The organism is Acinetobacter sp. AOR41_HL (genome assembly GCF_027854645.1).
In the GTDB taxonomy this organism is placed as follows: Bacteria; Pseudomonadota; Gammaproteobacteria; order Pseudomonadales; family Moraxellaceae; genus Acinetobacter; species Acinetobacter nosocomialis.
This window is the reverse complement of record NZ_JAKTHZ010000019.1, coordinates 275,252-289,203: the sequence shown is the minus strand read 5'-3', so window position 1 is coordinate 289,203 and position 13,952 is coordinate 275,252. Positions and strand designations below refer to the sequence as shown.

13 protein-coding genes are annotated in these 13,952 nt (G+C 39.4%); 5 read left to right on the top strand and 8 right to left on the bottom strand.

Features of this window, described 5'->3' with window-relative positions; translation table 11 throughout:
• Positions 1 to 110 precede the first annotated feature (110 nt).
• Positions 111 to 461: a winged helix-turn-helix domain-containing protein gene (locus MKL35_RS07175; protein WP_032010361.1), complete on the bottom strand. Its 351-nt coding sequence runs from the start codon at positions 459 to 461 to the stop codon at positions 111 to 113.
• A gap of 222 nt (positions 462 to 683) precedes the next feature.
• On the opposite strand from MKL35_RS07175, the gene antA reads away from it, so the two are divergent.
• The 4 genes from antA (at position 684) to MKL35_RS07155 (ending at position 5,143) form a co-directional block, all read left to right on the top strand.
• On the top strand, positions 684 to 2,099 hold the full coding sequence (gene antA / locus MKL35_RS07170; RefSeq protein WP_000204407.1) for an anthranilate 1,2-dioxygenase large subunit: 1,416 nt from the start codon (positions 684 to 686) through the stop codon (positions 2,097 to 2,099).
• Positions 2,100 to 2,101: 2 nt separating this feature from the next.
• The gene (antB, locus tag MKL35_RS07165) at positions 2,102 to 2,593 is read left to right on the top strand and encodes an anthranilate 1,2-dioxygenase small subunit (RefSeq protein WP_032010360.1); all 492 of its coding nucleotides are present in this window, start codon (positions 2,102 to 2,104) and stop codon (positions 2,591 to 2,593) included.
• A 5-nt stretch (positions 2,594 to 2,598) separates the two neighbouring features.
• The gene (antC, locus tag MKL35_RS07160; protein WP_209796226.1) at positions 2,599 to 3,633 is read left to right on the top strand and encodes an anthranilate 1,2-dioxygenase electron transfer component AntC; all 1,035 of its coding nucleotides are present in this window, start codon (positions 2,599 to 2,601) and stop codon (positions 3,631 to 3,633) included.
• A gap of 451 nt (positions 3,634 to 4,084) precedes the next feature.
• Positions 4,085 to 5,143: an AraC family transcriptional regulator gene (locus MKL35_RS07155; RefSeq protein ID WP_106479364.1), complete on the top strand. Its 1,059-nt coding sequence runs from the start codon at positions 4,085 to 4,087 to the stop codon at positions 5,141 to 5,143.
• A gap of 56 nt (positions 5,144 to 5,199) precedes the next feature.
• Here the strand turns inward: MKL35_RS07155 and MKL35_RS07150 are convergent, their stop codons facing one another.
• Genes MKL35_RS07150 through MKL35_RS07130 form a run of 5 tightly spaced genes read right to left on the bottom strand, consistent with a single transcriptional unit; the run spans position 5,200 to position 10,090 of the window.
• Entirely contained in the window at positions 5,200 to 6,147 is a 948-nt protein-coding gene (locus tag MKL35_RS07150) for a SphA family protein (RefSeq protein WP_032010356.1), read from the bottom strand.
• A gap of 54 nt (positions 6,148 to 6,201) precedes the next feature.
• Entirely contained in the window at positions 6,202 to 6,732 is a 531-nt protein-coding gene (locus MKL35_RS07145) for a flavin reductase family protein (RefSeq protein WP_000379652.1), read from the bottom strand.
• A 28-nt stretch (positions 6,733 to 6,760) separates the two neighbouring features.
• Positions 6,761 to 7,999, bottom strand: coding sequence for a styrene monooxygenase/indole monooxygenase family protein (locus tag MKL35_RS07140; RefSeq protein WP_032010355.1), 1,239 nt, complete (start codon positions 7,997 to 7,999; stop codon positions 6,761 to 6,763).
• A gap of 42 nt (positions 8,000 to 8,041) precedes the next feature.
• Positions 8,042 to 8,827, bottom strand: a complete 786-nt coding sequence (locus MKL35_RS07135; protein WP_032010353.1) for an SDR family oxidoreductase — start codon at positions 8,825 to 8,827, stop codon at positions 8,042 to 8,044.
• A 12-nt stretch (positions 8,828 to 8,839) separates the two neighbouring features.
• Positions 8,840 to 10,090 (bottom strand): dienelactone hydrolase family protein, encoded by a 1,251-nt coding sequence (locus MKL35_RS07130; RefSeq protein ID WP_032010350.1) that lies wholly within the window; start codon positions 10,088 to 10,090, stop codon positions 8,840 to 8,842.
• Between the two features lie 330 nt (positions 10,091 to 10,420).
• On the opposite strand from MKL35_RS07130, the gene MKL35_RS07125 reads away from it, so the two are divergent.
• Positions 10,421 to 11,764: an MFS transporter gene (locus MKL35_RS07125; RefSeq protein ID WP_032010349.1), complete on the top strand. Its 1,344-nt coding sequence runs from the start codon at positions 10,421 to 10,423 to the stop codon at positions 11,762 to 11,764.
• A gap of 68 nt (positions 11,765 to 11,832) precedes the next feature.
• On the opposite strand, the gene MKL35_RS07120 is transcribed toward MKL35_RS07125, so the two are convergent.
• Together MKL35_RS07120 and MKL35_RS07115 are read right to left on the bottom strand one after the other, a co-directional pair.
• Complete coding sequence (locus MKL35_RS07120) at positions 11,833 to 12,819, bottom strand: AraC family transcriptional regulator (protein ID WP_022574581.1); 987 nt, start codon at positions 12,817 to 12,819, stop codon at positions 11,833 to 11,835.
• Between the two features lie 321 nt (positions 12,820 to 13,140).
• Complete coding sequence (locus tag MKL35_RS07115; protein ID WP_270913212.1) at positions 13,141 to 13,926, bottom strand: 3-hydroxybutyrate dehydrogenase; 786 nt, start codon at positions 13,924 to 13,926, stop codon at positions 13,141 to 13,143.
• Between the last annotated feature and the right edge of the window lie 26 nt (positions 13,927 to 13,952).

The following is a 13,952-nucleotide window of genomic DNA, read 5'->3' as shown; positions in this document are numbered from 1 at the left end:
AAAGTAGAAATTATCTATAAAGATGGATATTTTTTCTGAGCAATTGGAAACTATTAGTAGATAAAACTGATTTGCGCTTAAATTCTTTGATTTATAAAGCATTCCTAATCTTATTTCTTTAAATAGCTACTCATAATTTGATAATCATGTTCTAAGGCTTGTCGAGCATTGATTTCCATTTGGCGGTAATGCTTTAAGACTTTGTGGCCCAAAGCTGTGACGGCTGCCCCACCACCATGTGTTCCACCCGTTTGTGTTTCCACTAAAGCTGTTTCAAAGCATTGATTCATGGTGTCGACCAACTGCCATGCACGGCGGTAGCTCATATTCATAGATTTTGCTGCCTGTGAGATTGAACCCGTTCTCTCAATTGCTTCAAGTAAGTCTGCCTTACCCGGACCAAATGCAATATTTTGCTCTAAAAGAATTCTAATTTGTAATTTTAAATTTTTTTCTTTCATAGACTTAGTTCACAAAGTTTCATTTTTATGCTGCTTAACATTATAGGGAACTTTAATAGGTTAAAACACATACAAATTTAAATTTCTACTCTTTCTTCAAAAGAATTCGATTAAAAAATCAAAACTGCACAAAGTGGATAAAGATCTGGAAAAAACGGATAGAGAGCAATGCTTAATCGCGGTTCAATCAGTTAAAAGCTGATTGATTGGAGGATTGAGTAAATGACCTCATCTAATTTAAAACAATGGAATGATTTTATAGATGGATGTATCGACTTCCGTCCTAACGATGGTGTGTTTCGTATTGCACGTGACATGTTTACCGAGCCAGAACTATTTGACTTGGAAATGGAACTTATTTTTGAAAAAGTTTGGATTTACGCATGTCATGAAAGTGAAATTCCAAACAATCATGATTTCCTAACCGTTCAAATTGGCCGCCAACCGATTATTGTAAGCCGTGATGGTAAAGGCGAACTACATGCCATGGTTAATGCTTGTGAACACCGCGGTGCGACCTTAACACGCGTTGCTAAAGGGAATCAATCTACATTTACCTGCCCATTTCATGCTTGGTGTTATAAGTCAGATGGTCGCTTGGTTAAGGTAAAAGCGCCTAGTGAGTACTGTGAAGATTTTGATAAATCAAGCCGTGGTTTAAAACAAGGCCGTATTGCCAGCTATCGTGGATTTGTATTTGTAAGCCTTGATACTCAAGCAACAGATTCACTAGAAGACTTTTTGGGCGATGCAAAACTGTTCCTTGATTTAATGGTTAACCAGTCGCCAACAGGTGAACTCGAAGTACTTCAAGGCAAGTCATCTTATACCTTTGCAGGTAACTGGAAACTACAAAATGAAAATGGCTTAGATGGCTACCATGTAAGTACCGTTCATTATAACTACGTCTCTACAGTCCAACACCGTCAACAAGTCAATGCCTCAAAAGGTGAAGAACTCGATACACTTGACTATAGCAAGTTGGGTGCCGGTGACTCAGAAACTGACGATGGCTGGTTTAGTTTCAAAAATGGTCATAGTGTTTTATTTAGTGACATGCCAAACCCAACAGTTCGTCCGGGCTACAGCACGGTTATGCCATATATGGTCGAAAAATATGGCGAAAAATATGCTGAATGGGCAATGCATCGTTTAAGAAACTTGAACTTGTACCCTAGCCTATTTTTTATGGACCAGATTAGCTCACAACTTCGTATTGTTCGTCCTGTGGCATGGAATAAAACCGAAGTCATCAGCCAATGTATTGGCGTTAAAGGTGAATCTGCAGAAGCACGCCGTAACCGTATTCGCCAGTTTGAAGATTTCTTTAATGTGTCGGGTCTTGGTACACCAGACGATTTAGTTGAATTCCGTGAGCAACAAAAAGGTTTTCAGGCACGGCTGGAACGTTGGAGCGATATTTCGCGTGGTTGTCAGTCTTGGGAATATGGCGCGACCAAAAACTCACAAGATTTAGGCATTCAACCCGTTATTACTGGCCGTGAATTTACCCATGAAGGACTCTATGTAAACCAGCATGGACACTGGCAACGTCTCATGCTCGACGGCTTAAATAAAAAAGCGCTGAAAATGCAGGATATTACTTTTGAAAACAATGCTGTAATGGATGAGGTGTAACCATGTCACAAGAACTACATTTTGCTGTATCTCAGTTTTTGTACAAAAAGGCAGAGCTTTGTGATGCTTATGACTGGGATGCCTACCTAGAGCTTTACGATGAAGATAGTGAATATCATATTCCACAGTGGATTGATGACCATAACTATGTTCAAGATCCAAATCAGGGCTTGTCTTATATCTATTATGCGGACCGTACAGGCCTTGAAGACCGTGTATTCCGTATTCGTACCGGAAAAGCAGCATCTGCAACACCGTTACCACGTACTTTGCACAGCATAAACAATATTCGAGTTAAAACACTGGAAGATGGTCTTATCGAAGCAAAAGTTGCATGGCAAACGCTTTATAACCGTCAAGGTTTAGAAGGCTGTTTTTACGGACATGCCGCTTATCTTTTACGTCAAACCGCTGATGGTTTCCGTATTCGTCGTCAGCACAGCATTTTGCTGAATGACAAAATTGATTCCGTTTTAGACTTTTATCACGTTTAAGGGGAATGAAAATGGGACATTCAGTTGCACTTAACTTTGCCGATGGCAAAACCTTTTTCATTTCGGTAAATAACGACGAATTGTTGCTTGATGCAGCAGTTCGTCAGGGAATTAACCTGCCGTTAGACTGCCGTGAAGGTGTTTGTGGTACCTGTCAGGGACATTGTGAAACCGGCATTTATGAGCAAGAATATGTCGATGAAGATGCATTAAGTGAACGTGATTTGGCCGAGCGAAAAATGTTAGCTTGCCAAACAAGAGTGAAATCCGATGCAGCTTTTTATTTCGATCATGATTCTGCTATTTGCAATGCTGGTGATACCTTAAAAATTGAAACCGAAGTGACTGCGGTTGAGCTGGTTTCAGAAACAACAGCAATTTTACATCTTGATGCGAGCAGTCATGCTGAACAACTTCAGTTTTTGCCAGGTCAATACGCTCGTTTGCAAATACCGGATACTGAAGACTGGCGTTCTTATTCTTTTGCAAATAGACCAAATGCGACCAATCAATTGCAATTTCTCATTCGTCTCTTACCAGACGGTGTGATGAGTAATTACTTACGTGACCGTTGTCAGGTTGGACAACGCCTACTTATTGAAGCACCGCTTGGTAGTTTCTATTTACGTGAAGTAGAGCGACCACTGGTTTTTGTGGCGGGTGGAACTGGTTTATCAGCTTTCTTGGGAATGCTTGATAACTTGGTTGAGCAGCCTAACTCACCTGCCGTTCAGTTGTACTACGGCGTAAATAGTGAAACCGACTTGTGTGAACAACAGCGTTTACATGCTTATGCTGAACAGTTACCAAACTTTAGCTATCACCCGATTGTGACTAAGGCAACGGAAACTTGGCAAGGTAAAGCCGGTTATATCCATGAGCACTTAAATAAAGATCAACTGGCCGAGCAAGCTTTTGATATGTATTTATGTGGCCCACCGCCAATGATTGAAGCCGTTAAAAATTGGTTAGATGAGCAAGCTCTGCAAAACTACCGTATCTACAGCGAGAAATTTTTACAGAGCAATACCTCACGTTAAAAGTATAAATAGCTTAAAAACTACTAAACCTGAAATGATTCAATATACTCTTATAAGGGGTATATTGAATTTTTGCATTTAAATTAAAAGCTTTTATATATCAATAATATAAAATAATGAATTCCGACAAAATAAATTGACCAGTTCGCACGGATTTGTTATAAATTTTGATAGATCTTAAGGAATAAGATCATGATGAGATTAAGTTATAGCACCTTTTATATCCCCCTATTCTATTTCTCGAATGTATTAAATTGATAGACAAAATCTGACTTAAAAATTTGAGAAAATCATATTAATTAGCGGTTAAATTGGTCTGTATTTTGCTTATATCTCATTGTATTTTACGCGTAACTTAATTTTTTTAAGTGCCGTATTTACTTGATGTACAGCGAAGTTTTAAAGCTTTTGCAACACAGGTAAATACAGGAGTGAGCCAAAAGGGATAAATATGAACCAAGCCAACTCCCACGAACTCAATGGACGTCATTTTCAAAATGAGTCTATCTTTACTGATCATAATTTGGTGTTCGATCACCACGATTTAAGCGAAACCTGCCGCAATGTAAGCCAAATTTTTAAACCGCATGATCTTAAAATCTCTCATCAGAAGCGAGATTTCAGTGCAACTATGCACCATGTTAAAACAGGTGCATTGTCTATTAGTCGCTTGGAATATGGTGCAGATGTCATTATTGAACCAGATCATCTGGATAACTTTTACTTAATACAAATTCCAACTCAAGGCTATGCAGAAATCGAATTTGGTTCGCAAAAGTTTATTTCTTATTCTCAAGTTGCTTCTCTTATTTCACCTCAGCAATCTTTACGTATGCGCTGGCATGCGAACTCACCGCAGCTCATTCTAAAAGTGTCAAAGGATGATTTTACTTACCATTGCCGTCAACACATTGCCGATTCAGAAAATAACTTACTTATTTTTGATCCAAAATTAGATTTTTCTACCCAAGGTGGAGCCTATTTTTTACAGCTTGTTAGAACCTTAATGGATGCTTTAGCATGCGAACAGCATCCGCTTCATCATCCATTAGCCTTTAAACAGTTTGAGTCAAATTTATTTAATGCGCTCATTTATGGTCAGCCCAACAATGCATTACATAAGCTTGATCATTATAAAGAAAAAACCGTTTCTCCTTATTTCGTGAAGCGTACAGAAGCCTACATTAAAGAACATTTGCATGAGCCGCTCAATGTCGAGATTTTAGCTGAACATGCAGGCGTGAGCGTAAGAACTCTATTTACTGGTTTTAAAAACTATTTGGGGACCACCCCAATGTCTTATTTAAAAGAATTACGCTTTGAACAAGCTCATTTAGAACTCATGCATAATGAAAATCTGTCGGTTACTGACGTTGCATTTAAATGGGGATTTACTCACTTGGGTCGTTTTTCTCAAGAATATAAACGCCGTTATGGTGAGTTACCTTCGTCTACTCGCCGTTCTGGTCACAGTGAAGGTTCAGGCTTAATTACTTCAATTTTTTCTTAAACTAAAACAGATAAAAGCCTTTTATATTTGTTGATATAAAAGGCCTTTTTTATGACTTAGAAATGATGAATATAACGAACTTGTAGTCGCGTACCTTCTGGACGATTTTCAGCATCTTGCTCAAAATATGCATTTGCAACCAAGTGATCATTTTTAGAAAAACTATACATCGCACCGGGACCAATTGCCCAAACTTGTTCACGTCGACCTTTGACTTTTTCACCATCGACTTCGGTATCTGTAACTTGTTTTAGCCAATAGCCATTGAGCCCTAAACGGAACTGTTCGGTAATGGCATAGTCTGTTGCAAAGTTTGCATGGATTGCTTGCCCTGCCTGCATATCATTTGCTCCAGCAAACGCATAGCTTGGGTCATTATTCTTAAAGTTATAGAGATAATGGATACGTGTTGAAGCTGTCCATTTTGGATTAAACCAATATGTGGCAGCCCAATACGGGTCAAATGAAACGGCGTTATTACCTGGGTTAATATCTTTTTGCTGGTCGTATTCGCCAGTAGGTAAATTCACCTGAAACTCAAAACGATGTACAAACTTCGGTCCTTGTGCGCCCATGACTGGATCGAACTGAATAAAAGGCCCAATCATAATGTCCCCAAAGCCACTTTGGGCTTTAATTGCCGCATTATTCAAGCCATCATCCATGTCCATTTTACTGACAAAAGGAATCAGAAAATTTATGCCTAGACTGGCTTTATCTTTTACTCGGATATTCGATAAATAACTAATCTGCTCAACCAGTACTTGATAATTTAAATCTGTTTTAGGTAAACCGAGTTTTTGTCCATTGGCATCGACCAGTTTATCGCTATTGTAATTTTGAAAATAGGTTTGAGCATACCAACCGGGTCCTGCGGGTAATCCACCATCGAGAAAGCTGGTCATACCTAAGTTTACGGTCGGTAAATCATAGGCATGTGCAGCCAAAGGCACACCCAACAATGTCCCTGCTAAAAAGCCATGTTTAATTAAAGTGCTTTTCATCTTCTTATTTCCTATAAAAAAAATCACGACCGGATTGATCGTGATTGTGGTGAATTAATGGGCTAATTCTGGATGCTCAGCAGCAATCCGATACTTTCCTGCGTGAAATACCAATGGTTCACCTTGGCGTTGTTGGTATTGTTCAATTTGACCAATAAAAATCAGGTGATCTCCGCCTTCATACTGATTTACATTGCGACAAACCAAGGTTGCGAGTGCATCAGTCAAAATTGGAACGCCAGCATTGCATTGTTGATGAGCAATGCCTGCAAATTTGTCTTCGGCACCTCGAGCAAAATGCCCCGAAAGCTGATGATGCTCTTGTGCCAACATGTGAATGGCAAAATATTCAGCTTCTACAAAATCAGGCAAACTTGGCGCCGTTTTTGAAAGGCTCCACAAAATTAATGGCGGATCTAAAGACAGTGAGGAAAATGAATTGGCTGTCATACCTATCTTCCGGCCATCTTTGCCACGAGTTGTAATCACGGTAACGCCAGTTGCAAACTGACCAAGCAAATTACGGATTTCTCTTGGGTTTTCGGCATTAATCGCTTGTAAAGCTAAAGTTTCAATTGTGTCCATTTTTAAATCTTCCTTTACTGTTTTGCCCTTAAGCTACTTTTGCTGTGGTTTTTGAAGTTAAGAATGCTTGAGCTTGATTTGCATCAAACCACCACGGAGCAAAAGAGCGCGGGTCATCAAAGTTATTGGCCATAATTGAAGCAATGCTCTGGTTTTGGCTTGCAGCTGCTAATAGCTCAACAACATGCGGTTGTGGCGGTACGAGCAAGCTATTGGTCCAAGCCACGACTTTTTCTGCATAAGCCCAATAGCGTTCAAAAGTTTGAACCATCCATTGTTCGCTAAAGCTTTGATTATCATTGGCTAAAATGGCATCAAAATAGATCTTGCTACACTTAGCCGCATTGTTTGAGCCTTGACCAGTAATTGGATCATTGACCACTAAGGCATCTGCCATACCAAAAATCTTCTTGCCAGACGGTAAGGTTAAAACGGGTTTGCGTACGGTCGGCGGGAAGCGCCCTGCTAAATATCCACCAGCATCGGTTAACTCAACATTTACGCAACGTTCATATTCCCAAGGCACAAATTTCTTGAGTAAATCCAGACTGCATTGCAGGTGTTGTTCAGGTGTTTTGACATCTTGCCAGCAGTCCATTGGTCCATTTGGAATACCTTCAAACACCATAATGTCGCAAGGCCCATTCACGGTAAGTGCCGGAAAAGAAAAGTACTCACCGACTTCGGGAATAATGTTAAAAGTTACACGTGAATAAGGTGAAATTGGCTTCATGTTTTTGACGTAGGTCAATGCCAAAGCGCGCTGCGGTTTATCGAAAACACTTCGTGCATCATCACGCTCAAACTGTTTAACAACTTCACCTTTACCAGCCGCGAGTAATACAAGCTCGTAGTCGTTTGCGAGTTGTTCTAACTCTTCTATTCCAACATCCTGAATCACCAATTGACCGCCACGGCGTTCAAATTCTTCCATCCAATATGGCATTTTGACGCGTTGATCGACCGATTGAGCGTAGCGCTCAAGACGAGCACTCCATTCAAATGCTTTACCACCATTTTCAGGATTAACTAAAGCTAGCCCAATGCCTTCTACGGCTGGACATTGTTCTTCCCAAAAATTTAAACCTAAATCACGTTCAGTTTGTAAAGCAGTATGAAACATACATTGGCTTGACATGACTTTACCTTGACGGATTTCATCGGCAGTTCGGTTGGTGATCATGGTCACGTCATAGCCTGTATCTAATAAACCCAAACCAAGCTGTAAACCAGACTGTCCTGCTCCAACAATTGCAATACGGCGCATAATCTTCTCCATAATTTTTAAATGTGCTTTTAAAACGCTGTGCTATTCGGCTAAACGCGGAATAGCGGGCTGTGATCCTTCAGGGCCCATCACTGAATAGCCACCGTCGACCGCATAATCTGCTCCGGTGACAAAGCTCGCAGCGGGTGACAATAAAAACAAAACAACATTGGCGACTTCTTCGGGATGACCCAATCGGCCTAGCAAGTGATAATCGGCTGCCACGCTATCGGCTTTTTCACGGTTATTGCCGCTGACTTCTGCAATGACTCGTGACCATGTCCAACCCGGTGAAACAGAATTGACGCGAATACCATCGGCAGCAAAATCCATTGCCATACTTTGTGTGAGTTGACGTATCGCGGCTTTAGAAACTGGATATAACCAGCGTCCTGTTTGTGCCACTTTGGCCGAGATAGAAGTAAAATTGACAATTGAACCTTGCTGCTTTTTTAAGTCATTGTATAAAGCACGGCTCAGCTCAACGGTAGAGACCAAATTAAGATCGAGTGCTTGTAACCAGTCCTGACGTGAAGATTTAAAACCGTCATCTAAATATGTACATGCCAAATTCACCAAGTAACTCACTTCACCTAAATGTTGATGAATATCTGCCACAGCTTGTTGAATAGCCGCATCACTGGTTAAATCGGTTTGAATAAACATCACATCATGGTTAAAGCTTTCGGCAATTGCCTTGCCTTTGGCATCAATATCTAAGATAGCGACATGAGTACCTGCACTCACCAAAGCCTGTACAACAGCTTTACCAATCAGTGTTGCACCGCCGCTCACCACAGCGACTTTTCCTTTTAAATCTATATTCATTGTCGATACTCCTTAATTGACTGGCTTGCCTTCACTACTTGACCAAGACGGCATCAACGTATTTGAAGGAAGATCTTCATCAAGAAGTTTTCGTGCGGTCTCGACACCTGCAACGGGTAAGCCCGTTGGGTCTAATAGACCAATTTGAACCAGTACCGACGCTTGGTCCCAATAAATATGCTCATGGCACAGCTTTGAGCCTCTGAACTGAATTACACCCAACATTGGAATTTCTACATATTTACCAGTCGGTTTTACACCCGGTAATAACCAGTCAATTTCAGCGTCGTGGGTAAAACTCATAATGAACTCGTCTACCACTTGCGTTGAGCCAACCGTACGAGAGATTGAAGTAATCTTCATATCTTTTGGGTTTTGATGAACAAAGTGATATTGATAAAAACGGGCAAGCTGGCTTTGGCCTACACCACCAGTCAAGGTTGGGATATGGTTGACATAAGGCTCCGCGACCATCGTTGCCATGGTTGCAGGCACGTCACGCGTATCAAACTCATGACGAATATGCTCTTCCCATAGTGCGACCAGGTCATATTTCGGCCCAATCGTTTCATGTAGAGCTGTTACTGTACGCTCGTGAGCAAAGCGTGCTGAAGGTTTGTGGTAATGGTTGCTTTTTGGTCGTGCAAAGGCATGATCAACACCTTCATAAACATAGGCTTGTACATTTAAATATTGGTTGGCTGCATCGACAATCGCTTGTCTCGCATCTGGCGGTGTAAATTGGTCCAGTTCAGCAATATGTAAAACCAAGCGCCCTTTTACGTTAGCTAACTCATCTAACGCTTTTTCAATGCCTACACCGTAATAACCTATGGCACATGCCACTTCCGAAAGTCGACAGCCTGCAAGATATGCAAGCTTTCCACCTAAACAATAGCCAACCACGCCGAGACCTGTAGAGGTATCACATTCTGGTCGTGTCTTTAAAAAAGCTAAGCTGTCTTGAATATCTTCAACACCGAGGTTTTCGTCATATTGCTGATAAAGTTCAAAAGCTTTTTGAAAATCTTCTGGTGTGTAACCCAGTTCAATATTAGGTGCTACACGCCAAAATAAATCAGGAACCAAAACGGTATAGCCTTCTTCTGCAAGAAAATCTGCCTTTTCCCGCATTGCTGCATTCACCCCAAAGATTTCCTGACAAAGCACCACACCGGGTCCTTTTCCTGTTTCTGGTGTCGCTAGATATGCACCGAACTGCTTTCCAGATGCAGTTTGAATTTGAATGGTTTGACCAGCCATAGTGTCAACTCCTGACATTGTTATGGCTTTATCTTCTATCTGAAAATTTTTTTAGACTGTCCAAAAGCTGCAAGCACTATCCAATCTCTGCGCAATTATCAAAATCAATCAAACTGGATAGAAAAATTAAAAATAAGAAACACCTATATTTCAAACGATTAAATTAAAAAATGAAATGAATGTTTTTTATCTCATTTGGAAAAAATGGATGAATATTCGGACTTATTGGATAGTGAATATTGGTTAAAAATAGTTCAATTAAAGACTCAGGTTTTGTAACGAATACATTGAATTACTCAGGGAATTAAATAATTTTAAGAAGGAATACATATGAAAACGATAGATGCAAACACGATTATCAACCGTGAAAAACTGTCTCTACTACAGTGGATAGTTTTTATCCTAGGCTTTTTTGTCTTTTTCTGTGATGGTCTAGATACAGGAATTATTGGTTTTGTTGCACCGGCATTATTGGATGATTGGGGAATTACCAAGCCTCAACTTGCTCCCGTTTTAAGTGCTGCTTTAATCGGTATGTCAATTGGTGCAATCATTTCTGGCCCCTTAGCCGATAAATTTGGCCGTAAAGGTGTTATTGTTTTTACAAGCCTTTTGTTCTCAATATTTACGATTTTGTGTGGCTTTGCTAATTCAACTCAAGACTTAATGATTTATCGCTTTATTACTGGCGTAGGTTTAGGCGCAGCTATGCCAAACATTAGTACCATTGTCTCAGAATATATGCCTGTAAAACGTAAAGCATTTCTCACAGGGCTTGCTGGCTGTGGATTTATGCTGGGTATTTCTTGTGGCGGTGTGTTATCAGCTTATCTGTTAGAAAGCTATGGCTGGGCCAAAGTGATTATTATTGGCGGAAGTATTCCCCTAATTTTAGTGGTTGCTTTATTACTTAAATTACCTGAATCAACTCAATACTTAATTACACGTCATCAACAAGATAAAGCGCAGCGTATTTTAGAAAATATTCAAGGCCATTCCTTCCAAGAACCGGTAAAACTTATTTTAGCTCAAGCAGAAAATCCTTCAGATGAAAATCCAGTTAAAGTGGTTTTAGGAAAATATCTGTGGGGTTCAAGCATGCTTTGGATCTGCTGTTTTACCAGTCTTTTGGTGTTCTATCTTTTAACAAGCTGGATGCCAACGATTTTAAAAACAGCAGGTTTTAGTACCCAACAGTTTAGTTTAATTGCTGCGATTTTCCCTTTTGGCGGTGTAATTGGCGCAACCATTATGGGATGGTACATGGATAAACTGAACCCAACTACAGTGATTAAATATTCATATCTCATCGCTTTCAGCCTATTTATTGTTGCTGGTCTAGTGAGCTCAAATATTTTCTTATTAGGCCTTACTATCTTCTTAATTGGTGCATTACTGGCTGGTGCACAGTCTTCATTACTGCCACTTGCAGCTATGTTCTACCCAGCGGTATGCCGCGCGGTTGGTGTTTCATGGATGCATGGTATTGGTCGTATTGGTGCAATTGTAGGTGCTTTCTTTGGCTCACTCATTTTCACCTTTAACTTAAGTTTAAGCGGTATTTTCTTTATTCTCGCTTTACCAACTTTCATCTCATTTATTGCACTTAGCCTGAAAGTGATCTATGAAAAATCTAAACACAAACAAGTATTAAAGTTTGAGGAAAGCCTATAAATATTAAGCAATAAATAAAAAACTGATTTAATTACTTAAATCAGTTTTTTAATGGCAAAAAGTAAATATCAGAAAATTTTGCCTTTAGTCTCACTTGGATTTTCGCCAAACTCTTCACGATATTCTTGAGAAAAACGACTTAAATGATTAAAGCCCCAGTCATAGGCAAGCTTTGAAATAGAAATCTTTCTATCTGCTCCTGTAGTGCTCAAGATTTTGTAAATTTGTTGGAGTCGATATTTTTTCAAATACGACATTGGGCTGGTGCCGTAGTACTGTTGAAATTCGTCATACAATTTTGATTTTGAAACCCCTGCCAGACGCTGCAAGTCTTCTGCACAGATTTCTTCGTGAGCATGTTCAATAATAAAATTACGAACCTTACGAATATAAGCTGGCTCATCTTGATGTGAAAGTGACTTTAAAGCTTCAGAGTAGTTGTTTTCTTGAGATAATAGTAAGGCTTTAATTACAAAATTTTCATAGTCTTCAGATAACATCTGCAAACCATAAAAATTGCTATATTGCGATTTTAGCTGTAAAAAATTCTGAATATTCTTCCACCACGCTCCAATCAGTTGCTCAGAGTCTAAGTGCATTTCAGGATTAAAAATGATAGGCGTTTCTATAGGTTTATTGAGTAGATCCGCAAGGACAATTTGCATACTCCGCTCAGGAATAACCACCTGAAATTTTCTACAGTCTTTATCGATAATCAGATCTTGCTGGTCGTTATTTGAAACAATAAGGCCTCTGTTTTCATCAGATTGATAATGTGCACCACGAATGTTGAGAGCTTGTCGCCCCTGTATAGGTAAACTAATGCTATACGCTTTTAAATTTGAGATGTTAATAGCGACGTTAGCACCATAACTGATTGTGCCGATTGCCATTTTTTTATTAGGCAAACGCATTCCGTCATAGTGGAAATCGAGATTGTCTTTGTAAATCGTGTCTAGACGGTGTTCACCACAAATTGTGGACATCAGATTCTGCGCAAATTCAGCTTTGCGTGAATAATGATTGAGTTCCATCTGTTGGCTGAGTGATATCATATCCTTTTCACCTAGCTAAAACTTATTGCTAAAAAAGCAACTTGTATGCCAATTAATACCCTTTAATTGACGAGTTTTCCTGAAAGTATTTAATCAGGACATGCGTAAATATTACTTTCTCATACTCTATTAAATTTTAAAAATGGAAATAAGTTAAATACCTTTAAAGTATAAATTTATACTTTAACGAACTTATTTTATTGGTTTTTTTATAACGAGTTATAGTAGAGATAAAGCATTATTTTGAACAGTAGACGATCGTAAATTTTTAAGAATAAAAAAACCGCTTATTTAAAAGCGGTTTTTTATAAAACAATTAAATTATTGGGCCGTATAACCGCCATCCATCAAGACAGCTTGGCCTGTTACCCCACCGGCTTTTTCACTCGCAAGGAAAATTGCATAGTCAGCGATTTCTTCAACAGATAGCAGACGCTTTTGAGGAACCATTGCCAAAATTACATCTTCAAGTGCACTGTCTAAACTTACATTACGGGTTTTAGCCAAATCTGCAATTTGCCCACGAACCAATGGTGTATCTACATACCCCGGACATAAAGCATTTACAGTAATACCGTCACGTGCACATTCTAATGCGGCAACTTTTGTTAGACCGATCACGCCGTGTTTAGCGCTGTTATAGCCTGCCTTTCCAGCGAAACCAATCAAGCCATTAATTGAAGCCATATTAATGATACGACCATATTTTTGAGCTTTCATGATTGGGAAAACATGTTTAATACCAATAAATGCCCCCGTTAACATGACTTGAACTAACTTTTGAAAAACGGCCGTTGGAAACTCTTCAATAGGCGCAACATGTTGGAAACCAGCATTATTAATTAAGATATCAACCGTACCAAATGTCTTTTGAGTAAGCTCAATTGCTTGTTTATAAGCGTCTTCATCAGTTACATCACATGGTGCAGATAGTGCTTCAAAGCCTTGCTCTTTAAGTGAGTTCGCCGTTTCTTGGCATTTTTCGGCATTCATATCAGAAATAACAACTTTGGCACCTTCTTGAGCAAATTTCTTAGCAATCTCTAGACCGATACCACTTGCAGAACCTGTAATAAAAGCAACTTTACCGTCTAAAAGTTTAGTCATCTATTTACTCCTTAATACTTATAACG

What these genes read in the sequence shown, in the direction of transcription:
- MKL35_RS07175 (WP_032010361.1), bottom strand. Translation starts at nt 461, where the DNA reads ATGAAAGAAAAAAATTTAAAATTACAAATTAGAATTCTTTTAGAGCAA.
- antA (WP_000204407.1), top strand. Translation starts at nt 684, where the DNA reads ATGACCTCATCTAATTTAAAACAATGGAATGATTTTATAGATGGATGT.
- antB (WP_032010360.1), top strand. Translation starts at nt 2,102, where the DNA reads ATGTCACAAGAACTACATTTTGCTGTATCTCAGTTTTTGTACAAAAAG.
- antC (WP_209796226.1), top strand. Translation starts at nt 2,599, where the DNA reads ATGAAAATGGGACATTCAGTTGCACTTAACTTTGCCGATGGCAAAACC.
- MKL35_RS07155 (WP_106479364.1), top strand. Translation starts at nt 4,085, where the DNA reads ATGAACCAAGCCAACTCCCACGAACTCAATGGACGTCATTTTCAAAAT.
- MKL35_RS07150 (WP_032010356.1), bottom strand. Translation starts at nt 6,147, where the DNA reads ATGAAAAGCACTTTAATTAAACATGGCTTTTTAGCAGGGACATTGTTG.
- MKL35_RS07145 (WP_000379652.1), bottom strand. Translation starts at nt 6,732, where the DNA reads ATGGACACAATTGAAACTTTAGCTTTACAAGCGATTAATGCCGAAAAC.
- MKL35_RS07140 (WP_032010355.1), bottom strand. Translation starts at nt 7,999, where the DNA reads ATGCGCCGTATTGCAATTGTTGGAGCAGGACAGTCTGGTTTACAGCTT.
- MKL35_RS07135 (WP_032010353.1), bottom strand. Translation starts at nt 8,827, where the DNA reads ATGAATATAGATTTAAAAGGAAAAGTCGCTGTGGTGAGCGGCGGTGCA.
- MKL35_RS07130 (WP_032010350.1), bottom strand. Translation starts at nt 10,090, where the DNA reads ATGGCTGGTCAAACCATTCAAATTCAAACTGCATCTGGAAAGCAGTTC.
- MKL35_RS07125 (WP_032010349.1), top strand. Translation starts at nt 10,421, where the DNA reads ATGAAAACGATAGATGCAAACACGATTATCAACCGTGAAAAACTGTCT.
- MKL35_RS07120 (WP_022574581.1), bottom strand. Translation starts at nt 12,819, where the DNA reads ATGATATCACTCAGCCAACAGATGGAACTCAATCATTATTCACGCAAA.
- MKL35_RS07115 (WP_270913212.1), bottom strand. Translation starts at nt 13,926, where the DNA reads ATGACTAAACTTTTAGACGGTAAAGTTGCTTTTATTACAGGTTCTGCA.